Source organism: Aureibacter tunicatorum, assembly GCF_036492635.1.
GTDB classification, from domain to species: domain Bacteria; phylum Bacteroidota; class Bacteroidia; order Cytophagales; family Cyclobacteriaceae; genus Aureibacter; species Aureibacter tunicatorum.
Genome location: NZ_AP025305.1, coordinates 678141 through 701625 on the forward strand (window position 1 = coordinate 678141; position 23485 = coordinate 701625).

The 23485-nt window shown below is 37.0% G+C and carries 26 protein-coding genes; 16 read left to right on the forward strand and 10 right to left on the reverse strand.

The window, feature by feature from the left end; genetic code table 11:
• Window positions 1-41 precede the first annotated feature (41 nt).
• Window positions 42-992: a hypothetical protein gene (locus tag AABK36_RS02915; RefSeq protein WP_309937529.1), complete on the forward strand. Its 951-nt coding sequence runs from the start codon at window positions 42-44 to the stop codon at window positions 990-992.
• 63 nt (window positions 993-1055) lie between these two features.
• On the opposite strand, the gene metK is transcribed toward AABK36_RS02915, so the two are convergent.
• The 4 genes from metK to AABK36_RS02935 form a co-directional block, all read right to left on the reverse strand.
• A complete protein-coding gene (metK, locus tag AABK36_RS02920) occupies window positions 1056-2333 on the reverse strand; it encodes a methionine adenosyltransferase (protein ID WP_309937530.1) in 1278 nt (425 codons plus the stop codon).
• 186 nt (window positions 2334-2519) lie between these two features.
• Window positions 2520-3227 (reverse strand): SAM-dependent methyltransferase, encoded by a 708-nt coding sequence (locus AABK36_RS02925; RefSeq protein WP_309937531.1) that lies wholly within the window; start codon window positions 3225-3227, stop codon window positions 2520-2522.
• Between the two features lie 10 nt (window positions 3228-3237).
• Complete coding sequence (locus tag AABK36_RS02930) at window positions 3238-4002, reverse strand: alpha/beta fold hydrolase (protein ID WP_309937532.1); 765 nt, start codon at window positions 4000-4002, stop codon at window positions 3238-3240.
• A 3-nt stretch (window positions 4003-4005) separates the two neighbouring features.
• Window positions 4006-4728, reverse strand: a complete 723-nt coding sequence (locus AABK36_RS02935; RefSeq protein ID WP_309937533.1) for a pyridoxine 5'-phosphate synthase — start codon at window positions 4726-4728, stop codon at window positions 4006-4008.
• A 69-nt stretch (window positions 4729-4797) separates the two neighbouring features.
• Here AABK36_RS02935 and AABK36_RS02940 point away from each other — a divergent pair, with 69 nt between their 5' ends.
• The 12 genes from AABK36_RS02940 (at window position 4798) to AABK36_RS02995 (ending at window position 15591) form a co-directional block, all read left to right on the forward strand.
• Window positions 4798-5250 carry a GatB/YqeY domain-containing protein gene (locus AABK36_RS02940; protein ID WP_309937534.1) on the forward strand — a complete coding sequence of 151 codons (453 nt, stop codon included), beginning with the start codon at window positions 4798-4800 and terminating at the stop codon, window positions 5248-5250.
• A gap of 8 nt (window positions 5251-5258) precedes the next feature.
• Entirely contained in the window at window positions 5259-5798 is a 540-nt protein-coding gene (locus AABK36_RS02945; RefSeq protein ID WP_309937535.1) for a CvpA family protein, read from the forward strand.
• A complete protein-coding gene (locus tag AABK36_RS02950; protein ID WP_309937536.1) occupies window positions 5795-6364 on the forward strand; it encodes an anthranilate synthase component II in 570 nt (189 codons plus the stop codon). The genes AABK36_RS02945 and AABK36_RS02950 overlap by 4 nt, the downstream gene beginning before the upstream one ends.
• Window positions 6365-6413: 49 nt before the next feature.
• Entirely contained in the window at window positions 6414-7172 is a 759-nt protein-coding gene (locus tag AABK36_RS02955) for an alpha/beta fold hydrolase (protein WP_309937537.1), read from the forward strand.
• 4 nt (window positions 7173-7176) lie between these two features.
• Window positions 7177-7842, forward strand: a complete 666-nt coding sequence (locus AABK36_RS02960) for a CBS domain-containing protein (protein WP_309937538.1) — start codon at window positions 7177-7179, stop codon at window positions 7840-7842.
• Between the two features lie 299 nt (window positions 7843-8141).
• Complete coding sequence (locus AABK36_RS02965; protein ID WP_309937934.1) at window positions 8142-9029, forward strand: NAD kinase; 888 nt, start codon at window positions 8142-8144, stop codon at window positions 9027-9029.
• A 146-nt stretch (window positions 9030-9175) separates the two neighbouring features.
• Window positions 9176-9940 (forward strand): type IX secretion system protein PorG, encoded by a 765-nt coding sequence (gene porG, locus AABK36_RS02970; RefSeq protein ID WP_309937539.1) that lies wholly within the window; start codon window positions 9176-9178, stop codon window positions 9938-9940.
• Between the two features lie 80 nt (window positions 9941-10020).
• Window positions 10021-10761, forward strand: coding sequence for an isoprenyl transferase (locus AABK36_RS02975; protein WP_309937540.1), 741 nt, complete (start codon window positions 10021-10023; stop codon window positions 10759-10761).
• A 9-nt stretch (window positions 10762-10770) separates the two neighbouring features.
• Entirely contained in the window at window positions 10771-13458 is a 2688-nt protein-coding gene (locus AABK36_RS02980) for a BamA/OMP85 family outer membrane protein (protein WP_309937541.1), read from the forward strand.
• A gap of 84 nt (window positions 13459-13542) precedes the next feature.
• Window positions 13543-14079: an OmpH/Skp family outer membrane protein gene (locus AABK36_RS02985; RefSeq protein ID WP_309937542.1), complete on the forward strand. Its 537-nt coding sequence runs from the start codon at window positions 13543-13545 to the stop codon at window positions 14077-14079.
• Between the two features lie 21 nt (window positions 14080-14100).
• Window positions 14101-14634, forward strand: coding sequence for an OmpH/Skp family outer membrane protein (locus tag AABK36_RS02990; RefSeq protein ID WP_309937543.1), 534 nt, complete (start codon window positions 14101-14103; stop codon window positions 14632-14634).
• Between the two features lie 24 nt (window positions 14635-14658).
• The gene (locus tag AABK36_RS02995; protein ID WP_309937544.1) at window positions 14659-15591 is read left to right on the forward strand and encodes a S66 peptidase family protein; all 933 of its coding nucleotides are present in this window, start codon (window positions 14659-14661) and stop codon (window positions 15589-15591) included.
• On the opposite strand, the gene chrA is transcribed toward AABK36_RS02995, so the two are convergent.
• Window positions 15581-16759, reverse strand: coding sequence for a chromate efflux transporter (chrA, locus tag AABK36_RS03000; protein ID WP_309937545.1), 1179 nt, complete (start codon window positions 16757-16759; stop codon window positions 15581-15583). The genes AABK36_RS02995 and chrA overlap by 11 nt on opposite strands.
• Before the next feature lie 153 nt (window positions 16760-16912).
• On the opposite strand from chrA, the gene AABK36_RS03005 reads away from it, so the two are divergent.
• The 3 genes from AABK36_RS03005 to idi all read left to right on the forward strand — a co-directional run bounded on the left by AABK36_RS03005 (window position 16913) and on the right by idi (window position 18766).
• Window positions 16913-17710, forward strand: coding sequence for a superoxide dismutase (locus tag AABK36_RS03005; RefSeq protein WP_309937546.1), 798 nt, complete (start codon window positions 16913-16915; stop codon window positions 17708-17710).
• Window positions 17711-17847: 137 nt separating this feature from the next.
• Window positions 17848-18105, forward strand: coding sequence for a hypothetical protein (locus AABK36_RS03010; RefSeq protein WP_309937547.1), 258 nt, complete (start codon window positions 17848-17850; stop codon window positions 18103-18105).
• A gap of 118 nt (window positions 18106-18223) precedes the next feature.
• Window positions 18224-18766, forward strand: coding sequence for an isopentenyl-diphosphate Delta-isomerase (gene idi, locus AABK36_RS03015; protein WP_309937548.1), 543 nt, complete (start codon window positions 18224-18226; stop codon window positions 18764-18766).
• Here idi and AABK36_RS03020 read toward each other — a convergent pair.
• The 5 genes from AABK36_RS03020 to AABK36_RS03040 all read right to left on the reverse strand — a co-directional run bounded on the left by AABK36_RS03020 (window position 18763) and on the right by AABK36_RS03040 (window position 23421).
• On the reverse strand, window positions 18763-19089 hold the full coding sequence (locus AABK36_RS03020; RefSeq protein ID WP_309937549.1) for a hypothetical protein: 327 nt from the start codon (window positions 19087-19089) through the stop codon (window positions 18763-18765). The genes idi and AABK36_RS03020 overlap by 4 nt on opposite strands.
• A 177-nt stretch (window positions 19090-19266) precedes the next feature.
• Window positions 19267-20247, reverse strand: coding sequence for a rhomboid family intramembrane serine protease (locus tag AABK36_RS03025; RefSeq protein WP_338390308.1), 981 nt, complete (start codon window positions 20245-20247; stop codon window positions 19267-19269).
• Between the two features lie 55 nt (window positions 20248-20302).
• Entirely contained in the window at window positions 20303-21100 is a 798-nt protein-coding gene (locus AABK36_RS03030; RefSeq protein WP_309937551.1) for a rhomboid family intramembrane serine protease, read from the reverse strand.
• A 26-nt stretch (window positions 21101-21126) separates the two neighbouring features.
• Window positions 21127-23064: a DNA mismatch repair endonuclease MutL gene (mutL, locus tag AABK36_RS03035; RefSeq protein ID WP_309937552.1), complete on the reverse strand. Its 1938-nt coding sequence runs from the start codon at window positions 23062-23064 to the stop codon at window positions 21127-21129.
• A gap of 9 nt (window positions 23065-23073) precedes the next feature.
• Window positions 23074-23421, reverse strand: a complete 348-nt coding sequence (locus tag AABK36_RS03040) for a hypothetical protein (protein WP_309937553.1) — start codon at window positions 23419-23421, stop codon at window positions 23074-23076.
• Between the last annotated feature and the right edge of the window lie 64 nt (window positions 23422-23485).

A 23485-nucleotide genomic window follows, 5' to 3' on the forward strand; every position in this document is an offset into this window, starting at 1 on the left:
CTTTTGTAAAACTGTTCGTTACAAGCAGCATGTGTGAAGTTATGACGTTTATTATCGCTTTCGTATTTTCGATGGCAGGTAATGGGGAAAATAATGCGAAAGATGAAGGGTTGAGATTGCCGTTGGATGCTCAAGGGGAAAGCTTGTCTTTCACTTTTAGAGCAGCATCTGTGAATTGCAAGCTGAAAGCGGCTGCTGTTCATAGCAATGATTCTGTGGCGATATTTTCAGATAACCAAGCCCTTTATGATAAAATGATCTTAGCGTCTTCATTGGAAGCCGAGAAAAAAGTGCATAATGTTGATTTGGATTTAAATAATCATCATGAGCATTCGATTACGAAGACGATCACTCGTAAGCTGTTTAGTTTCGATAGCGAGGTGGAAAGAGATGAAGTTGAGGTGAGTTTGCCTAGAAATGTTCCTTTGGATTTGAAAGTTGAGTATGCGATTGGTGATGCGACTTTTGATTTGTCTCATTTAGATGTTCAGAACTTTTATGTGAGATCAGGAGGTGCTGATTTGTTCATAAGTTATGAGGATTCAATAGCGAATACCTTTCCAATGGACACCTTTATGGTGAATGTCGATATGGGAGCCGTTTATATTGACAAGCTGTCATACACTAAAGCCAAGAATATAATCACTAAAGTAAGCTTTGGAAGCTTGTTTTTGGATTTCTCTCATGACAATTGGAATGAGGGAGGGACGGCTGTGAGCGCAAGCGTTGGCGCTGGAAAAATGATTGTGAAGTTGCCTTCTGAAGATATTCCTATATTGGTTAAGTACAGCACTAGCCCGCTTTGCAGAGTCGTGAATAATGCTAAAGAAGTTAATATGGAGAGTGTTGGCACTAAGTCTTATGCCAATGCGGCGTATATGGAGGATCCGTCAAATGCGATTATTTTTGATGTGAAATTAGCTATGGGCAGCTTGATGTTTGTCGGACCCGAAGGAGAAATAGTCAATGACGAATTTGAAAAATTAAGATAATGAATTTGAACACACTATTTAAAACATAAAAAAGCTCCTCGCTTTAAGCAAGGAGCTTTTTCTTTATAGTTGTTTGATCTCAACTTCAATGTTGAAAGCGTCTTTGATCTGATCTACAAAATCAAGTTTTTCCCAAGTGAATGTTTCCACTTCTTTTTCTATCAGTTGGCCTGAAGTAGACTTGAAGCTAACCTTTTTAACTTCTGATTCTCTTCCCATGTGGCCATAGGCAGCGGTTTCAGAGTATATAGGCTCTTTAAGTTTCAATCTTTTAATGATTGCCGAAGGTCTCATATCGAATATTTTTCCGATAGTTTGAGCAATCTCGCCATCCGTGATGTCTACTTTGGAAGTGCCATAAGTATTTACATAGAACCCTACAGGATCAGCCAATCCAATTGCGTAAGATACTTGTACTAGCACTTCTTCGCATATTCCTGCTGCTACAAGGTTTTTCGCTATATGTCTTGTCGCATAAGCTGCCGACCTGTCTACTTTTGATGGGTCTTTGCCTGAAAAAGCACCGCCTCCGTGAGCTCCTTTACCACCATAAGTGTCAACAATGATTTTACGGCCTGTTAGACCAGTATCTCCATGAGGACCGCCAATTACGAATTTGCCAGTTGGGTTGATATGGTATTTGATATCAGCATCAAATAGTTCTTGAATCGATTCAGGTAGAAGATTTTTGACTCTAGGAATCAATATTCCCTTCATGTCTTCGGAAATTTTATCAAGCATGATGTGATCCTGCTCGTCAAAATCATCATGTTGAGTTGAGATAACAATTGCCTCGATTCTTTCTGGCTGGTGCGAGTCGCTGTACTGAACAGTTACTTGAGCTTTTGCGTCAGGACGCAAATATTTGATTTCATCATTTTCTCTTCTTAACTTAGCTAGCTCTTCCAACAACAAATGAGAAAGGTATAATGCCAATGGCATGTAATTCTCCGTTTCGTTGGTAGCGTAGCCAAACATCATTCCTTGGTCCCCTGCTCCTTGTTCCTCTTCTGAGTCTCGTTCAACTCCTTGGTTGATATCAGGAGATTGCTCATGAATAGCAGAAATAACCCCGCAAGAATCAGCATCAAATTGATACTCAGACTTAGTGTAACCGATCTTCTTAATCACTTTTCTTGCTACGTTTTGAACGTCAACGTAAGCTTCGGTTTTAACTTCGCCACTCAAAACAGTTAGTCCAGTAGTTACAAGAGTTTCACAAGCAACTTTTGAGTTCGGGTCTGATGCTAGGAAATTGTCAAGTAGCGCGTCCGAAATTTGATCGGCAATTTTGTCCGGATGTCCTTCTGATACAGACTCCGATGTAAAGAAATATGACATAATTTTTTAGGTTTTTATTCTAACGGGAACCAAAACAAATCAATAGTTTGAAAAAACACCCATCAGTATTTTATATGTTTCTTTTTTGATGTTCTATTGATTCAATAGAAACTAGGCCAAGCAAGTGCCAAAGGTATAAATATTTCAATTAAAATATTTATACGTGGAAAAAAATGTACCTGACAATTAGGCGTCAATTAGAAAAACAGTTGGAAATTTACCTAATACGGGCACTTGTTTTCTCCACTCTTTAATTGTCGCAGTTTTTAAGAATTGGTTCTTCCCGGATACGTCTTTGGCAATGCATAATTTTGTGTCAGGACTGCAGGCTTTAAGTATATCTTTAAGCAGTCCGTCATTTCTATAAGGTGTTTCTATGAAAATTTGAGTTTGGCGATTGTTCTTGGATAAGTTTTCCAGTTTTTTAAGATCTGCTTGCCTCTCTTTTGTTTTGATGGAAACATAGCCTTGAAATGCGAATGATTGCCCATTGAAACCAGAGGCCATCAATGCTAAAAGAAGCGAAGAGGGACCGACTAAAGGAATGACATCGCAATTTTTTTTATGTGCCAAAGCAACAATTTTAGCCCCAGGATCAGCAACTCCAGGGCATCCTGATTCAGAGATTACTCCAATATTAATTCCTTTAGATAATACAGGTTGAAATAATGTTTCAATTTCATGGTCGGAAGTTTTTTTGTCAACAACTTCGAAGTGAAGGCTCTCTATAGGCTTGCCTATTTTAAGGGAGCTTAAATATCTTCGAGCAGTTCTAATGTTCTCAACGAGAAAATAGTCTATTTGAGAAGCGACATCTCTCACTTGAGGCGATATAACTTCATTAACTGTGTCATCAGCGATAACATTTGGAATAAGATATACTTTACCAGCCATTTTATATTTTTTAGTCAATGAAATCTTTTACAATGTTAAGGAGTTCTTGAGGTTTGTCCGCATGTATCCAATGTCCAGCATTCTCAACAGTTTCTATTTCCACATCAGAGAAAATATCTTCAATCAAGTCAAAGTCGCTGTCAAGAATATAGTCGGATTGATCGCCTCGGATAAATAAGGTTGGCTTCATAAAGTGGGCTCCTTCGCTGATAGAAGCAACAACATTCGCAATGTTCTGACTAATGACTGGCAGATTCATTTTTAACTTGAAGTTGCCTTCTTTGTCTCGGGCGAGGTTTTTCATTAGAAATAACCTCGTTCCGAATTCAGGTATGAATTTTTCCAGTTGTTTGTCAGCTTCTTGCCTTGATTTTATATTTTTCAAATCAAGAGATTCTAGCCCAGCGATGATCTTTTGATGATGAAGCGGATACGATTTTGGGGCTATATCTACAACAATAAGCTTTTCAAGCATTGAAGGATAGCGAATGGCGAATTCCATGGCTGCTTTTCCTCCCATAGAATGTCCCATGATTATGGGGTTCTCTAGTTGAAGGTCTTCTATAAATTCTCTTAGGTCTTCAGCCATAGCCTCGTAATCCCAGATATCTGAATGAGGGGAGTTGCCATGGTTTCTTTGATCTATTAGAAGAACTCTGTAATTGTCAGTGAGCTGCTTTGCGAAGGTTACCCAATTATCTGAAAATCCAAAAAGGCCATGGATAATGATCAATGGTTGGCCTTCGCTGCTTATTTCTCTAAAGAATAATTTCATTTATTAATCTTCCTCTCTTAGCTGTTGCAGATATAAATTTATTGTATTGTCAAGTCCAAGATAAATGGCATCGGAAATAAGGGCATGTCCAATGGAAACTTCATCAAGTTGAGGTAAAGATTGCTTTAAGAATCTAAGGTTTTCTAAATCCAAGTCATGACCAGCGTTTATGCCAAGACCTAATTCTTTTGCTTTATTTGCAGCGAAGATATATGGCTTGACCGCAGCATCTTTATCTTCGGAGTAATTTTTGGCATATGGCTCGGTATAAAGTTCGATCCTGTCAGCTCCTATTTTATATGCGCCTTCCACCATAATTGGGTCAGGGTCTACGAAAATTGAAACTCTTGTGCCAAATGATTTTAGTTTTTCAACTATTTCTTTTAAATAAGTTTCATGCTTTACAGTATCCCATCCCGCATTTGATGTAATGGCATCCGGTGCGTCAGGCACTAGCGTAGCTTGAGCCGGTTTGACATCTTTTACAATATCCATGAAGCGTTGGTCAGGGTAGCCTTCTATGTTGAATTCTGTAGTGACAACTTCAGTGAGGTCATAAACATCTTGCTTTGTGATATGCCTTTCGTCGGGCCTTGGATGAACAGTGATTCCTTGAGCTCCAAATCTTTCCGAATCAATGGCTGCTTTTACCACGCTGGGCTTGCCTTCTCCCCTTGAATTTCTCAAAGTGGCGATTTTGTTGATATTTACGCTTAATTTCGTCATTTACACTTTGGTTTTTATAAATTTGTATGCAAATTAAAGCATATTGTCCAATAAAAAAAGATACGGAAAATGAGCCTAAAAGATAAGGTTAATGCTGAGATCAAAACAGCAATGAAAAATAAACAAAAAGAGGAACTTAGAGCTTTAAGGGCTATAAAATCTATGATCATGCTTGCTGAAACAGAAGGCGGTGCGGCTGAGGCGCTTACAGAAGAGCAGGAGCTCAAGCTTTTGACTAAAGCGGCTAAGCAGAGAAAAGATTCAATTGATGTGTTTGAGAAGGAAGGAAGGGATGATCTTGCTGAAAAGGAAAAAGAAGAATTGGCTGTGATTAGCAAATTTTTGCCACAACCGCTTACAGAAGACGAGTTGAGAGAAGGAATAAACGAGATTATTTCTGAAGTTGGAGCAGAAGGACCTAAGGATATGGGTAAGGTAATGGGAGTTGCTACTAAGAAGTTTGCAGGAAGAGCTGATGGTAAGCAGGTTTCATCGATAGTTAAAGAATTGTTGGCGAAATAAGCGAGCAATTGGAGATTATTGACTTGATTTTGCTGGGCATAATATTGTTTGGCGCTTTTAGAGGATTTAAAAAAGGTCTTTTGATCGAGGCCTTTTCTTTGGCAGTTGTGATTATTGGTTTTTGGGGAGCGTATAGGTTCTCAGGAGCTTTTGGCAAATATATTGAGCAGTATGTGAACCTGCCTGATGAAAGGTACGTTTCTTATGCGCTTTTTTTTGTCGTTTTGATTGGCATTATTTGGGTAGGTATTTTGGCAGCAAAAGCCTTGAAGGCTTCGCTTTCAGTGAGCTTGATAGGCAGTGCAGATAGATTTATGGGAGCTGTGTTAGGTTTCCTTAAGTGGCTGTTGGGCTTAAGCTTGTTTATTTGGGTGCTTAACTTTATAGATATTAAGTTGCCCAAAGAGATCGTGGGGAAGTCTCTGTTGTATGGGCCCATTCAAAAAATTGTGCCTTCATTGTTTGAGAAGAGCACGGACTTGTTGCCAAAGTCCGAAAAAGTTATTGAGGAGTTGAAAGAACGAATGAAAAATATAGAGGGAAGGTGATTCTGTTGGTTGATAATTTTGATTCATTCACTTACAACCTTGTCGATTATTTCGCTAGATTAGGCGAAAAATGCTTGGTGAGAAGGAATGACGTTTCTTTGGAAGAACTAGATAAGTTGGACTTTGATAAAATAGTGTTGTCGCCAGGGCCGGGGAAACCCGAAGACGCCGGCAATCTTATGAAAGTGATCGATGCTTATCATTTAAAGTACCCAATGTTGGGAATTTGCTTAGGGCATCAAGCTTTGGCATCTTATTTTGGTGGAAATATTAAAAAAGCATTACGCCCAATGCATGGCAAAGTGTCTAATGTGAAAAATTTTCAAATTGGAGTGTTTAAAGGTTTGCCTGAGCAGTTTGATGTTGTGAGATATCATTCGTTAGTCGTTGATAATCTGCCTGATATGTTGGAAAAGACAGCGTTGGTAGATACTGGGGAAATTATGGGGTTGAGGCATGTTGAATTGCCATTGGAAGGAGTTCAGTTTCATCCTGAAGCAATTTTAACTGAAAACGGTCTCAAAATATTACATAATTGGATACAGTATAATAACAGCGATCATTGATAGTTTTTCCAAAAAATCATTATTTTGCACGCTTAATGTTAGATGAACTATGGAAATTGAAGTTAAAACAGCAGGGAAATATAAATATATTGAGGAAGGTGAAGGCGAGGTACTAGTGCTTTTGCATGGGCTGTTCGGAGCATTGAGCAACTGGGAAAGCGTTCTTGAAAGGTTTTCCAAAAAATATAAAGTGATTATTCCATTTATGCCGATTTATGATATGCCTATGCGTAAAGCCGGCTTGAAGGAATTGGTTAAGTTCGTTGAGAATTTTGTTGAGGAAAAAGGCTTGGGGCAATTTACTTTGATAGGAAACTCTTTGGGCGGTCATGTGGCGTTAATGTACACGTTGAAGCATCCTGATAAAGTCAAGGCAATGGCATTGACGGGAAGCTCTGGTTTGTTTGAAAATAGCATGGGAGGATCTTATCCTAAGCGCGGTAGTTATGAGTATATCAAGGAGAGAGTTGAGTATACATTTTATGATCCTAAGACTGCGACAAAAGAGTACGTTGACGAAGTGTTCAAAATCACTAAGAGCATTCCTAAGTGTATGAATATTGTCGCGATAGCAAAGTCGGCTCAGAGAAATAATCTGGCTGGAGATTTGCCAAACATAAAGATACCAACGTTGTTAATATGGGGATTGAATGACACAATTACCCCGCCAGCGGTAGCTTACGAATTTGATCGATTGTTGCCGAATAGCACTTTGAGGTTTATTGACAAATGTTGTCATGCGCCAATGATGGAGCAACCCGAAGCCTTTAATGATTATTTGGATGAATTTTTAACCAATACAATATAAGCTCATGATAGCAGAAGAACTGATCAACTACTCGATTCCGCCTTTAAAACCTAACGACCATACCCAAAGTGCGATTTTATGGATGGAAGAAATGAGGGTTAATCAGTTGCCGGTTATCGATGGGCGAAATTTCGTGGGGTTTCTTTCCGAGGATACTATTTTGGAAAGCAATGTCATTAGTGACGAAATACATCATTACCGCTTGAGCGGAGAGGGCTGCAGAGTAAAAGGCGATCAACACGTTTATGAGGTTATTCGAAAAACTACGGAGTTTGATTTGCCTTTAGTTGCTGTGCTGGATGATGAAGAGCAATATCAAGGGGTAGTCACCTTGGAGGATGCTGTAAGGAGCTTGACAGGGTCTTCAGCATTCAAAGCGACAGGAGGGGTGATTATATTGTCCTTGAAGAAAATTGATTACTCTCTCGCTGAAATCAGTAGATTGGTGGAGTCAAATGAGGCTAAAATATTGAGCTTGTATACTAAAGACGACGATATTGATCCTCACATGATGACAGTTACCATGAAATTGAACATATCGGATTTAAGGCATGTGATTGCTACTTTGGAAAGATTTGAGTACCAAATTATTGCTAAATTCGATGAACGAAAGCATGTAAGTGCTGATAAGGAAAGGCTAGGTTTATTTTTAAAATACTTGGATATTTAGTTAAAGAATGCGAGTTCTTTTAAATTCTAATACAGTAAAATAATATTTTTCAAAATTTTATATTTTATTGTGATTCAACTGCGAAATTTTGCATTGTTTATTTTTTTATATAAAATCATATTCTCTACTTTACACTCAATGAGCCTTGGTATTTGGTTGGAGGTCTTGTAGTGTGCATTCCCGTAATAATAATTAAAATCTGAAATGTAATCTTGTCATGCCTTAGATGACAATAATTTTCAATCCAATCAAATGATTAGGAATAATCAAGTTTTTTAAATTTAAAATGTTTTCAAGTGATGAGGATAGCATTGCATGGGCGAGAGTTCAAAGAGTCTACTTTGCCTCTAGTTGCAAAATTGATTCAATTTTTGAAATCAGGAAATTTCGAGTTGCTGGCAACACGCAACTTGTTTGAAAAAATCAAGCCTTTAGTAGGGGAGTCTATATTTTCTCAAGTATTCGGATTGGCAAGCAAACCCCAAGGAATAGATTTATTTCTTAGCTTGGGAGGTGATGGTACTTTATTGGATACAATTACTTATGTAGGCAATGATGAAACACCTATATTAGGAGTAAATGCGGGAAGATTGGGATTCTTAGCGAATTCAACATTTAGTAATTTTCAAGAGAATTTTACAAGTGTTTTGAACGAACAAGGTGCTTTCCCGACTGAAAAAAGAGCTTTGATAAGATATGAGTCGGATCAAAAAATCGATGTTTTTGAAGGCTTGAATTTTGGGATGAATGAATTTGCAGTTTTTAAGACTGACACATCTTCAATGATTACTGTTCACGCTTACTTAAACGGAGAGTATTTGAATGCTTACTGGGCAGATGGGCTTATAATTTCCACACCCACAGGTTCTACAGGGTATTCTTTGAGTTGTGGGGGGCCGGTGTTGATGCCTCATTCTAAGAGTTTTGTCTTGACTCCTGTGAGTCCTCATAATTTAAATGTTCGCCCTTTATTAGTTCCTGATGATAGTGTTATAGATCTTACTGTCGAATCAAGATCATCGCATTTTTTGGTTTCTTTAGATTCTAGATCCAGAGTGGTTTCAAAAGAAGCGAAGATAACCATTCGTAAAGAGCGTTTTTCCGCAAATCTAGTAAAAGTTGAAAATTATAGTTTCATCGATACATTAAGGCATAAGCTTCATTGGGGGCTTGATGCTAGGAATTAATACAGTGTCTTGATATAGTTTAATTTTGTTAAGAATTCTTAAAAAAAAGAATAGATTTAGATAATTTTTGCGAATATGCTGAATATGTTGCATATTACTTAGTATAACAGGGTTAGATAGTGTGTAATTTTAATTAAAGGCTTAATTTGAAGGATAAAATAGGAAATTATTGCGTGTCGTTTCATCAGAAAGTTTTTGTTTTGGTGGCGGCATTATCGCTTTTTATAGGGACGCAAACTGCTTTTGCTCAATTCAAGGAAATTGGCATTGGAGCCGGAGTTTTGAATTATACTGGTGATTTGCAGAAACGATTCACTTACTCTGAAATTCGACCTGGAGTAAACGTGTTGTATCGATTGAATTTTACAGACGCATTTAGTGTTAGGTTGAATGGAATGATTGGCGGTCTTAAAGGAGCTGATGATCCAGAATACGATTCTTATTCGAATCGAAGAAGCGCTAAGTTTTCATTGATGGCATATGAGTTTGCTGCACTGATGGAATACAATTTTTTTGATTATAGATCTGGTGGTAGCTTCATAAGAGTGACACCTTATCTGTTTGGTGGAATCGCTCTGATGGGATATTCTGGAGAGTCAGAGTGGCAAGACTTAAATGCTGATGGAACGGGAACAGAAACAGTGATTAGAGATTATAGCAAGCCGATTATGCCAGTTATCCCTTTTGGTTTAGGATTTAAATATAATATTAATCCGAAGTTTGATATTAATATAGAGTTTGGAGCCAGAAAAACGTTTGATGATTTGATTGACAATGTTTCCGGCATAGAAGACAATACCTCTAAAACATATGCTGGGGGGAATGATAATACCAATGATTGGTATTTTTTCACAGGTATTTCTTTGAGCTATACTTTTTATAGAATACCTTGTCCTCATAATTTTTATTGATTATTCACAAGGCTTATATTTTTCATTCTTGAAAAAATAAAGCATTTTTGTTAATTCGAAGTATACGCTTATAGTAAGTAATGAATAAAAGTATAGATAAGGATAGGATACCGAAGCATATCGCTATCATAATGGATGGCAATGGGCGATGGGCGAAAAAGCAAGGCATGATGGATCGAGTTTTTGGCCATAAGCATGCTATTAAGACAGTGAAAAATATCACTGACGCCTGCGGTAAGCTAGGAGTTGAATATCTTACGCTTTACGCCTTTTCAACTGAAAATTGGAACAGGCCTAGAACTGAAGTTAACGCATTAATGACGCTTTTGGTTTCCACTTTGAAGAAGGAAATTAAAGAGCTGGATAAAAATGGAGTCAAATTGAAAGTGATTGGTGAAATGAGCGAGTTGCCTAAAACTTGCCAAGTTGAATTGAATCAATCAATGGAGCTAACGAAGGACAATAAAGGTTTGCAATTGAATTTAGCATTGAGTTATAGTGGTCGTTCTGAGATCACAGTCGCGATGAAAAAAATGGTCGAGATGGCTCAAAAAGGCACATTAAATGCAGATCAGGTAAATGAAGAATTTATATCAAAGCAGTTGTATACTGCTGGCATGCCTGATCCTGATTTGATGATACGCACTAGCGGAGAAATGAGAATTAGTAATTTTTTGCTTTGGCAAATAGCTTATTCAGAAATATATATTACTGATGTGCTTTGGCCGGATTTTACTGTTGAGCATTTGTATGACGCAATAGCAGACTATCAAGGTAGAGAGAGAAGATTTGGGAAAACAAGCGAACAGCTTCAACATTAACATCACCTCATGAGAAATTTAATTATCTGTTTCATTTTTATAATTTTTAGTTTGGATTCTATTGCTCAAGTTGGATACCGAAACAGGCTTGGCGTAGGCAGTGGCAATACTCAAACAGATCAAAATAAGATTGATTATTCGAATCCAAAAGAGTATGAGATCGCTGATATCGAAGTTAAGGGCTTAGAGACTCTGAACAAGTCGGCCTTAATATCGCTTTCGGGTTTGAAAGTCGGCGATAGAATTAAGCTCCCAGGAGAAAAAATATCTTCTGCAATCAAGAAGTTATGGAAGCATGGTATTATTGGTAATGTTTCGATAAATGTTGATAAAGTTGAAGACGGCAAGGTTTGGTTGGTTATCGAATTAACAGAGAGGCCTAGATTGACGAGAATTAATATCACAGGTGTTTCCAAGTCTCAACAAAAGGAGTTGAAGGAAGATGTTAGTTTAGTGCGTGGAAGGGTCTTGACAGATGCTATCAAAAAGAATACAGAACTTGCTGTCAAAAAGTATTTTGTCAATAAAGGATTTTTGAATACAAAAGTTGTTTTAACACAAGAGAAGGATACTCTGGTTGCTAATGGCGTTAAAGTAAATGTCAAGGTTGACAAAGGTCATAAGGTTCATATTAATGAAATTTATTTTTCTGGCGTTGAGGATTTGGACGAGTCTACGCTTAAGCGTAAGATGAAGAAGACCAAAGAAAAGGTTCGCGTGAGAATCTTTGAGGATATGGCAAGAGGGCTGTTGTCGATTAACTCGAAAGAGTTGAAGACTTTCTTTAGTGAAAGCTATGAAGCGGATTGGAAACAGATCAAGAAGTATATCAACGATAATGTTAAGCTGAACTTTTTCAATGCATCTAAATTTGTTGGGAAAGAGTATGAAAACGACAAGGATGCTTTGATAGCTTTTTATAACCATAAAGGATATCGTGATGCAGCAATAGTTAAGGATACTGTTTATTTGGATAAAAATGAAAATGTTATCATTGATATTGAAATTTATGAAGGACGCAAGTACTTCTTTAGAGATATCAAATGGGTAGGTAATTTTGTATACTCGGATGAGCAGCTGGATCGAGTTCTCGGTGTAGAAAAAGGCGATGTTTATGACTTGGAGTTGATCAATAAAAAGCTTCAGTTTAACCCGACTGACCAAGATATTAGCGGGTTGTATATGGATAATGGTTATTTGGCTTCCAGAATTGAACCTGTAGAGGTAAGAGTTGAAGGTGATTCCATTGATGTGGAAATGAGAATCTATGAAGGGAAGCAGTTTACGATAAATAACGTTGTCGTTAGAGGAAATGATAGAACCAATGATCATGTTATATACAGAGAGTTGAGAACAAGGCCTGGAGATCTTTTCAGTCGTAATCAGATTATTAGAACTCAAAGAGAATTGTCTCAGCTTGGCTATTTTGATCCTGAGCAAATTACACCGAATGTCAATCCTAATATGAATGACAATACGGTTGAAATAGAGTGGGACGTTGTTGAAAGACCTTCTGATCAGATTGAATTGTCAGGTGGTTGGGGTGGTAGTTTTGGTTTCATTGGTACCCTTGGTTTAACATTCAATAACTTCTCTTTAAGAAATATATTGAATAAAGAGGCTTGGCACCCTTTGCCTACAGGTGATGGACAGAAACTATCTGTTAGAGCTCAGGCTAATGGTGTTCAGTATCAAAGTTATTCCATGTCTTTCCAAGAGCCTTGGTTAGGGGGTAAGAAACCTCAATCATTCTCAGTAAGTGGAACGTATTCTATTCAAAGAGGATATAATCCAACAACAGCGAGATATGATGCTGGATCATTAATTATGAAAGGTTTTTCAGTAGGACTTGGTAAGAGAATAAAGTGGCCTGATGATTATTTTACATTAAGTCATAGCATATCATATTATCAATATGTGCTTAATGAGTTCGTGGCCGATTATAGACTTGGTTTCAATAATGGTATATCTAACAATTTTTCTTATAACATTGCGTTGTCAAGAAATAGTATAGATCAGCCGATGTATCCAAGAGCAGGTTCCCAATTCACTATTGGCTTGACTTTGACACCGCCATATTCATTGTTTAATGACAAGGATTATGCAAGCTTAGATCCAGAAGATAGATATAATAAAGTCGAATTTTATAAAGTGTTATTTGACTTGAAACAATATCAAAAAGTTGTAGGGAATTTAGTTTTAGAAGCTAAAGCTCACTTTGGATTTATAGGTAATTATAAAGCTACAACGCCAATCGGACCTTTTGAAAGGTTTGTAATGGGTGGTAGTGGACTTGCTGGACAAAGTTATATCATTGGTTACGATGTTATTTCATTAAGAGGTTATGAGGATGCGAGTATATTGCCTAGAGAGAGTGATCCTAAAGATCCAAGCAACTATATAGAAGGTGGTACATCCTTTGTCAAGTTTGGAGCTGAGTTAAGATATCCTCTTTCGTTGAGTCCTACAGCAACGATTTATGTCTTAGGATTTCTTGAGGGAGGTAACAACTGGGCAAATATCAAAGAATTTAATACGTTTGATTTATATAAATCAGCAGGTTTTGGAGCTAGAATATTCATGCCGGCATTTGGTCTGATCGGAATCGATTGGGGTTATGGATTTGATACATTGCCGGGTAGAACATCGCCTAGTGGTTCTCAATTCCACTTCACAATTGGTCAACAATTTAAATAGTTCTTTTATGAGTGAAGAAACTTTTGCAAATTGTGCTAAAATGTGAAGGCAAGAGTTATCATTGCTTGCGTTAACTTAAAGAGTATGAAAAAACTTCTAATTATTTTCTTTTGTCTATTCGGGGTGTCAGTCGTGTCGAATGCTCAAAAGTTTGGATATGTGGATACTGAATATGTGTTAAGCAAAATGCCTGAGTATGCTAAAGCGCAAGAAGAGGTGAATACGCTTTCCGCTACTTGGCAATCTGAAATACAGCAAATGTATAAAGAAATAGAAGGGATGTATGATGCTCTGCAAGCTGAAGAAGTTCTGTTGACTGCTGAAATGAAAAAAGAGCGTCAAGAGGGCATCAAGGAGAAAGAGCAAGAGGTGAAAGAGTACCATAAGAAAGTATTTGGCTTTGAAGGATTATTCTTCTTAAAGAAAAAAGAGCTGATAAAGCCTGTTCAAGATTTGGTATTTGAGGCTGTGGAGAAAGTTTCGAAAAAAAATAAAATTCAAATAATGTTTGACAAGTCGGGAGATCTGGTGATGATCTATACGAATCCAGTTCACGATTATACAGATTATGTATTGGAAGAGCTTGGCTTGGGAGACAAAAATGATACAGTGCAACAATAAAAGTTAAGTAATATTTTTAAGATGATGAAAAAAACGATTCTAGTGTTAGCGTTAGCTATGGTATCTGCATTTGCAGGTTTCGCGCAAGGCGTGGTGAAGATTGGTTACACAGATGTGAATTATGTGTTGTCATTGATGCCAGAGGCAAAGCAAATTGATCAACAGTTGAAAGAGCATGAAAAGCAATTGGCTAATCAGGTTCAAGCTAAGATGCAGGAATTTCAAGCTAAAGTTGCTCAATTCCAACAAGAGGCTCCTAACATGATTCCTGAAGTTAGAGCTGATAAGGAAAAAGAATTGCAAGGACTTCAGGTTTCTATTCAAGAGTTTCAGCAAAATGCTCAAGTTTCTTTGCAAAAGAAACAATTGGAGTTATTGCAACCTGTTTATGACAAAATTCAAAATGCGATCAACACTGTAGCCAAGGATAATGGATACACTTATGTGTTTAGCTCTAATGTAGAAGGTTTGCCAGTATTGCTTTACGCTGAAGATAAAGACAATATCTCTGATTTGGTATTGAAAAACCTTGGAGTAACTCCTCCAACTGAATAATTGATTTATCGAAAATTTAAATAAATGAAATCCTCACAATGTGAGGATTTTTTTGTTATTATGATTTTTCCACCTTTTTTGAATGACGGAGATAAAATTGCTATAGTATCTCCTTCTGGTCGAGTAGATATAGATATTATCAATCAAGCGGCCGAATTTTATAAAAATAAGGGACTAGTCCCTGTTATTGGAAAGTTTGCAACTTCCGAGTTTGGCTATTTTGCTGGTGATGATTCTCAAAGGCTTGAAGATTTGCAATGGGCGTTGGATTCGGATGAGATAAAAGCTGTCATTTTAGCTAGAGGCGGCTATGGCATGACTCGTATTTTGGATCATGTCGATTTTAGGAAGTTAAAAACTAGCCCAAAGTGGATTTGTGGATTTAGCGATCATACAGCTTTATTGAACAAGCTTGTGAATTTAGACATAGCATGTGTGCACACCACAGTTCCTACCTTGTATCATAAGGATTTCTGTTCGGCGAATTCAATTTTTCAGATACTTAAAAGAGGAACAGGAAATATTTATGCAAATGCATGCTTTTATAACAGAATAGGGATATCTCAAGGAAAATTAGTTGGTGGGAACCTGACATTGCTTGCGAATAATATTGGTACTTCATCTGATTTTGAGCCAAAGGGGGCTATTTTGTTGATTGAAGAGCTAAATGAACATTTATATCATATTGATAGGATGTTTGTTCAGTTAAAAAGAGCTGGAAAATTTAATCAATTGAAAGGGATGATTATCGGCCATATGACAAATATGATGGATGGTAAAGTTCCTTTTGGGTATTCTGTTGAAGAGATCGTCAGAGAGCATACAAAAGAGTATGGCTTCCCTATAGGCTTTAATTTTCCAATCGGCCATCAAGAGCCTAATATTGCAGTAGTGATGGGACAAGAGTATGTTTTGGAAGTGAATGATGAAATGTCGAAACTTGGAGCTATAAAATAAATCCGAAAGCCAAGCCCGCAATGATGAATACAGGAGCTGGGATTTTTGTGAAATTAAGCAACAAGAAAGTAGAAATAAGAACAAAAATATTCAATGGCGATTTATCAAGGGTTTCCAGCATGATGAACCCTGCAGAGCATATGATCCCTGAAGCAGCCGCGTTTATACCTGTCAAGGAGCACTTTATGCGTCGATATTTCTTAAGGGCATCCCAAAATCTAATAACAAAAAAGATAAGGAATGTGCCTGGCAAAAACACTCCAGCTGATGCTATTAAACCTCCAATAACCTGGTTCAATACGCCATGTTCTCTAAGAGATAAAGTTCCTATAAATGCGCTAAATGAAAATACGGGGCCTGGAAGAGCCTGCATAACTGAAAATCCTGAAAGAAATTCTTCGGGACTTAGATATGATTTCATTTTTACAAATTCAGTATATAGTAGCGGTATTAGTGCTTGGCCACCGCCAAAAATTAAACTGCCATTTCTATAGAAATTTTCAAAAATTAAGACTGTTCTGCTTTTCGTTGCATAACCTAAAAGCGCGGCGAAAATGAGCACGCTGATCCATAATGCAAAGTTTCCCCACTGTATATTAAAAACTATTTTTTCTTCTACTTCGTGTTTTTTATAGTCAAAGGAAGTGATAAAACCTGCGATTAGCAAGATAGCTGGATATACGTATGGGGAATGGTAAAAGTATGAGAGGATCATACTTAGTAACATTATAATGAGGCTTTTTCGTGTTTTGACTACCTTTCTGGATATCTTAAGGCCTGCGAAAGCAATAAAGCTTATAGCCATTGGCAAGATAAATTTGGTGAACCCAAGACTGATTCCAGATTGATGGAGGTAGTCAAATATCAAGGCAATAGTTATCATGATACTGACTGCAGGCAGGCACCAGATAAGTAATGTCAAGTATGCCAATTTTGGACCTCCGATCTTGAAACCTATAGCTGTAATAGTTTGTGTTGATGTTGGGCCAGGCAATATTTGACAAAGAGCGTTGAGCTCAATTAATTCTTCTTCTTTCAAGTAGTTTCTTTGATGAACAAGAATCTCAAAAAACATAGCCATGTGAGCTTGAGGACCTCCAAAAGCAGTTACGGCTAATGTGAGAACATCTCTTAGGTAGATGAGGTATCTAACTTTCTTATGTTTCATTTCTAAATTTCCCCTCGGGCAATTTAGTTATTTTTAATCTAAAATTAAAAAAAGCATTATCTAGGCTTGATGAGTGTTAGCTATTCAGGAACGAAAATTGCCAATGTTCAGTACATGGATGTTTAGACTTCTGAAATTAAAACTTTAATATTTATGATAGCTAATAATAGAAGGTCATTTTTAGGCAAAGGACTAACCTCTGCTTTCGTTTTGACTTCGGGCTTGGGAATATTATCCTCATGCAACAATGATAAAAAGGAGACCGGAATAGATCGTTCTTTGAAAATAGGAGAAAAGCAACATCAAAAGCTGAAGGTTTCATTCTCTGATAAAATTCAAAAAACTCCATTGTTTCAGTTGCCTTTGCCTTATGGGTTTGATGCCTTGGAACCTTATATTGATAAAGAAACAATGTATCTTCATTATACTAAACACCATGCAGGTTATGTAAAGAAAATGAATGCTGCATTGGAAGAAATGGGATTGAAAGTTGATAATGTGGAGCAAATACTGAGCTCGGCTTCCAAGTATCCAGCAAAACTGACCAATAATGCTGGAGGGCAATATAATCATACGCTATTTTGGACATTCATGAAGCCCAATGGAGGTGGAGCACCATCAGGTAACCTTTCTTCTGCAATAGATCAAGAATTTGGCTCATTTGAAAATTTCAAAAAAACGTTTCAAGATACTGCCATGTCTGTTTTTGGCTCAGGTTGGGCTTGGTTGATTTGCGATAATGATAAAAAATTAAGAATTGTCAAGACAGCAAATCAAAATACAACAATCGCTGATAATGCAAAGGTTCAGGGGCTGCCATTATTGGGCTTGGATGTCTGGGAACATGCTTATTATTTAAAATATAAGAATTTGAGAAAAGAATATGTTGAAAATTGGTTTAATATTATCAATTGGAATACTTCCGAAAAGAGGTTTGATTCTATAATTTAAATTATTATATTTTCTGCGTGTCTGTAATATTTTGACTTAATTATATTTTGATGTATAATTTTGGATACAATTTTATGAAAATGCTAATTAATTGAATTTTTCAGCTATATTTGTTTTAATGTTTTTTTATGAAAAAAATGCAAGATTTATTTATGGATATAAAAATGTTAGCCGAAGGGCATTTCGTCATTGACGGAGTGGAATATAAGTCTGTAAAAGCATTTAGAGACTATAGTGAAGAGATTGATCGAAAATTGAATCAAGAACTGGCAAGAAGAGCTTGGCAGTATTGTATAGAAAATGAGATTTATATTCATAAAGATCAGGATATTGAACAGGTTAGCATGTGTCATGCATATCCAATAGATGTATTGGAAGAAAGCTTGTTTATGTAAAAAAATGTCATTTTGTAGATCAGATTTAATCCCGCTTATATAAGCGGGATTTTTTATTTATGATTTTCTGATTGATATTTGTATTTCATGAAAAGCTATCAAATTAATCTAATTTATAATGGATAATATAAAAAGCTCAGAAGAAAAGGTTGTTTTAGTAGATGAAAATGATAGGGAAGTTGGAGCATGCGGGAAAATGGAAGCGCATGTAAAAGGTTTGCTTCATAGGGCATTCTCAGTTTTTATATTCAATGAAAGAGGAGAGTTAATGCTCCAGCAAAGAGCTTTGGATAAATATCATTCAGGAGGTCTTTGGACCAATACATGTTGCAGTCACCCTAGGCTAGGGGAATCTCTTGACTCGGCTGTGTTAAGAAGATTAGATGAAGAGATGGGTTTTCAAGTGAATACAACTGAAGTGTTTTCATTCATATACAATGAAAAATTAGGCAATGATCTAATTGAACACGAATTTGATCATGTGTTTGTCGGCAAGTATGATGGAAACGCAAGGCCAAATCCTTCAGAGGTGAATGCGTATAAATGGGTAAGCAAGTTTGATCTGGATAAATGGGTGAAAGATAAGCCAGAGGATTTTACTGTATGGTTCAGAATATGCTATCAAAAAGTATTCGACAAATTGAAAGAGATAAATTATTAAAGTTTAACTTCAACCCATTCATCTTGGGTCAGTAGTTCAGTTTTCATATTCTCATCTGAAATGATTTCTTTTAAGTCGTTTGAGAATGTATATAATCGAGTCATTCGAATCTTAGCTTTATTCATGGGATTGCTGAATGTGTATATTGTCTTATAGCGATTACTCTTTATTTTTTCGATTTTTTCTATTTGAAAGTCTTTTATTACTCCTAGTGAATTAGCTTCCAATCTATCGATAATTTTATTTTCCAAATGTTGTCTATTATTGCATGACATAAAAAGCATGCTGCAGAAAAGCGAAAAAATATAAATCCTTTTTCTCATAGGGATCATTTACTGAATTAATATTATTATAATTAAGTAAATAAAAGTGATTTTTTCAAGAATTTAAGCGATTAAATATGGTTTATTTTTGAAATATTTTGAATGTTAATGTGTTGAAAATAAAAAAGTCTCAATTAATTGCATTGAGACTTTCCAGATTGTTGTATCTAATGTTTTTTATTTTTTGCTGGCATTGAAAAGTTTTTGTTTTTCCTCTTTTGTTAAAGCCTCGTAGCCTCTTTCCGATATTTTGTCTAAAATTGCGTCGATTTCATCCTGATTGACAAAATATGTTGTATTCGTGGATACACTGGAGTATTCAGTTTCTTTCGATCTTGATCTTGTGGCTTTTGATGTTGAGTCGCTCATGGAATGAGTTACCTTTATGAAAGGTTTTGGCTTGAAAATTCTCTCTCCCAATGACATTATTTTTTCGATGAACAAGCCGATATCTCTGCCTTTGCGTAGTTGCTTGATATAAATAAATCCCATGATTGCTCCGCCCACATGAGCTAGTTCTCCGCCAGCATTGAACCCCGTAATTCTTATCAATGAGAGTATAAAATAGAATAAAGCAATGTACTTAAGCTTTACCGGGCCAAGAAAAAGCAAATGAAATGTATAGTTGGGCATAAGTGTAGCTCCTGCCCATACAATAGCCATCACACCTGCTGAGGCACCGATAAGGGGCGCTCCAAAAGCTTCAGCGTTTTGATTGTAGAATGAAAAAGTATTGTAGAATATGGTATAAAACAAGCCTCCAGCCAATACACCTAAAATGTATATGTTAATGAATTTCTGATTGCCTAAGTAACTCATGATTAGTTGTCCAAACCAATATAAAAACAACATATTGAACAGGACATGAAAAAAGTCTAAGTGAACAAATCCATATGTTAAAATTGTCCAAGGTTTGATTAACAATGACGGCAGTTGAGGAGGCATTTGTATGAAAGACATGATAGTCTTAAATACAGGCTCAGTGCCGCTAAGTTGAGTAATGACATTGACTATATTAAGTATTATGAACACAGCAAGATTGAAAATGATGAATTTTGCCAGTGCATTATTGCTTTTTCGAAATGCGTTCCTCAAGTCGTCGGCGATCTCTCTCATAGTAATTTTTTCTCCAAGTTTTGCATGATATCGAATGAACATATAGATTATTTAGCACAGCGCAACATTGAATTGTTGAATGGCTTCATAAACATAATCAATAAAAATGGCCATTTTGTTTTTTCCAATATCTCAAAATTAAGTAACCAGCCAACATACCGCTAAGGTGGGCGAAGTGAGCGACAATATCGTCAGGATTGGCTTTGATGCCTGCGTAAAGCTCATAGGCACCATATAAACCAACAAGATATTTGGCTTTGATTGGTATGGGAGGGATTAATAAATATATCATCCTGTCTGGAAATAAAACCGCGAAAGCTAGCAAGATCGCAAAAACAACAGCAGAAGCTCCATAGGTGATCGTATTGATTTTGGAAGTTACAATTTCATTGACATTCTCTTTGCTGGAGTTGATTAATTCCTGGCTATTAGGATTAGCTTCGAATTCAGCCATGAATCGACTGTAGTTTTCCACATGCAGCCTGCGCGCGTATTTAGCCATGAACTCGTCGAAATTCTCCGGCGTTGGCTGTTCGTAGTACGTTTGCGCCGCATTTTGAACAGGAGCAATTTGCAAGTAGCTGACTCCTGAATATATCACGCCTGCGGCCATGCCCGTTGCGAGGTAGTAGAAAAGGAATCTCTTGGCCCCCCAAGTCATTTCCAAGATGGGGCCGAAGAAGAATAAGGCCAACATATTTCCAAAGAAGTGACCAAAGCTGACTTGCAAGAACATGTAAGTCAGGAGTTGATAAGCTTGAAAGTCTGGAGAAAAGATATATCTTAACCCAAATAAGTTTACCAGCAGATTTTCCCAATGGAAAAAAGTCGCGCTAAGGAAAATCAGCAAATTTATAATTAGTAAATTTCTGACAGTAGGCGTTATAGTGAACATAATTTAAGAGCGTGTCAATCGCTATTTTATTTTTTGAAAAATGACTTTAGGTGTTCCATGTCTAGAATATAATAGGTCGGTTCACCTTTAGGTGTGTAGTTGGGGTTGGCGCATGCGAACAATTGGTCGATGATAGCTTTCATTTCAGCTTCTGTCATTTTTTGTTGTGCTTTGACAGCCGCTCTTTTGGCCATGCTTCTTGCCATATTGTCTTGCTTGCTTATGGACAAACTGCTTTGATTAAGTTTGAATTGTTCAATTAAGCCTTCAAACAGCTCTCGGGCATCGCTACCAGCAACATCTGCGGGTATTCCATTGACAACAACAGCATTATTGCCAAAAATTTCGAAAACAAATCCTAAAGCATTGATTTCCTCATTCAGTTCTTGCACCAAAGCTAGGTCAGAAGCATTTAGTTGAATAGTTTGAGGAAAAAGGAATTGTTGCGATGAGCCTGATTTCAATACAAGATTGGAAGAGTATTTTTCATACAATATCCTTTCATGCGCAGCTTGTTGATCAATAAGCATCATCCCGGATTTCACCTGTGTGATAATATACGTATTATGCAATTGAAAAGGTTGGTGAATATCAGAGTCATTTGCATATAAATTTTTGTCAAATGCATTTAGCGAGTTCGCAGCACTTTCAAACTTTATGGATTTTTGTTCAGTAGATACCGTTGGTGCTGTAGGCAAGTCCAGTTTAGGCGTTGGTATTTTTTGAGTATCAGGTATGGAAACAAAATCTTCTGCTGGCAAATCATCATCGCTGCTTTCAAACATTTTTTCCCAATTGCTAGAATTGGAGGATTTGCTTTCTATGTTTTTGAAGTTTGAGTATGACTTGTGGCTGGCAATCTTCTTCTCATCATCCGAAAGCTCTGGTTCGGAGGTGTTCAATGTGGAGAAGTCAATCGTAGACATATTCGTTTGGAAATTGATATTGCTGTCAAAGTCCAAAGAAGGTGTTACACTAAATGTGCCTAAAGATTGCCTAATAGTCGCTTTTAGAATACTATAAATGGTTTTTTCATCATCGAATTTGATCTCCGTTTTTGTAGGATGAACATTGATATCAATATGCTTTGGATCGATCTCAATGAACAGTATATAAAAAGGAAATGTATCCGTTGGCAAGAGCCCTTCATAGGCCTGCATGACGGCGTGATTCAAGTAATTGCTTTTGATGAACCTGTTATTGACGAAGAAGAATTGTTCTCCGCGTGTTTTCTTCGCAAATTCCGGCTTGCCAACATAGCCAGAGAGCTTCATATGTGGAATCTCTTCGTTGCAAGGAACCAATTGCGATTTATAATTCTTTCCGAAAATGCTTATTATTCTATGGCTAAGTTTCCCTTTATGAAGCTTGAATAATTCATTGCTGTTGTTATGAAAGGAAAACGAGATTTCAGGATAAGCTAAGGCAATACGTTGAAATTCATCAATGATATGTCTGAGCTCTACTCCGTTTGACTTCAGAAAGTTTCTTCTTGCTGGAACATTGTAGAATAGGTTCTTAACAGCAAAAGAAGTCCCCTTTGAGCAGTTTACAGGCTGTTGGTCTACCAATTCGGATGCCTCAACTTTGAGGCAAAGACCTAGCTCATCGCCTTCTTGTCTTGTTTTTAATTCAACTTGCGCAACAGCGGCGATAGAGGCCACAGCTTCGCCTCTGAACCCCATAGTTCTGATCGTGAACAAGTCGTTGGCTTGTTTGATCTTGGAGGTAGCGTGTCTTTCGAACGACATTCGAGCGTCGTTTTCTGTCATGCCAACTCCATCGTCTATGACATGAATTAGCGATTTGCCCGCATCTTTGATTATCAGCTTAATATTCTGAGCTCCGGCGTCTATGGCATTTTCTAACAATTCTTTGACTACTGAAGATGGTCTTTGGACCACTTCTCCTGCGGCTATCTGGTTAGCCACGGCATCCGGAAGAAGCTGAATAATATCTGACATTTATCGTTTCTAAATTTTACCCTTTATTCGAAGCAATACGTACATAGCAACCAAGCCGCCTAGTATATAAAGCACCCAGTCACCGTACCAAATATAGCCAAAAAATCCCGCTAATACGGCAAGGATGATCATCAATCTTCCCTTTTCAGTTTTTGACTGCTTCTCGTTTCTCTCTATGCGACTAAAAGATCCTGAAATTCTCTGTCCGGCCTTGTATTTTTCGTCGGATGTGAGTTTCATTTCTCTTTTGATTCTTTCGGTACGCTCTTGGATTTCCTCTTTGATTGGGTCGTAATACCTTGGCTCAAAATGGAATCTCGAGTGTTTCGGAGTTTTAAATAACGATGGAAGTTTCATATATTCAATTGTTTGATTGCAAAATTAACTATATTTCCAATATATCATAAACAGGCTTGTATGC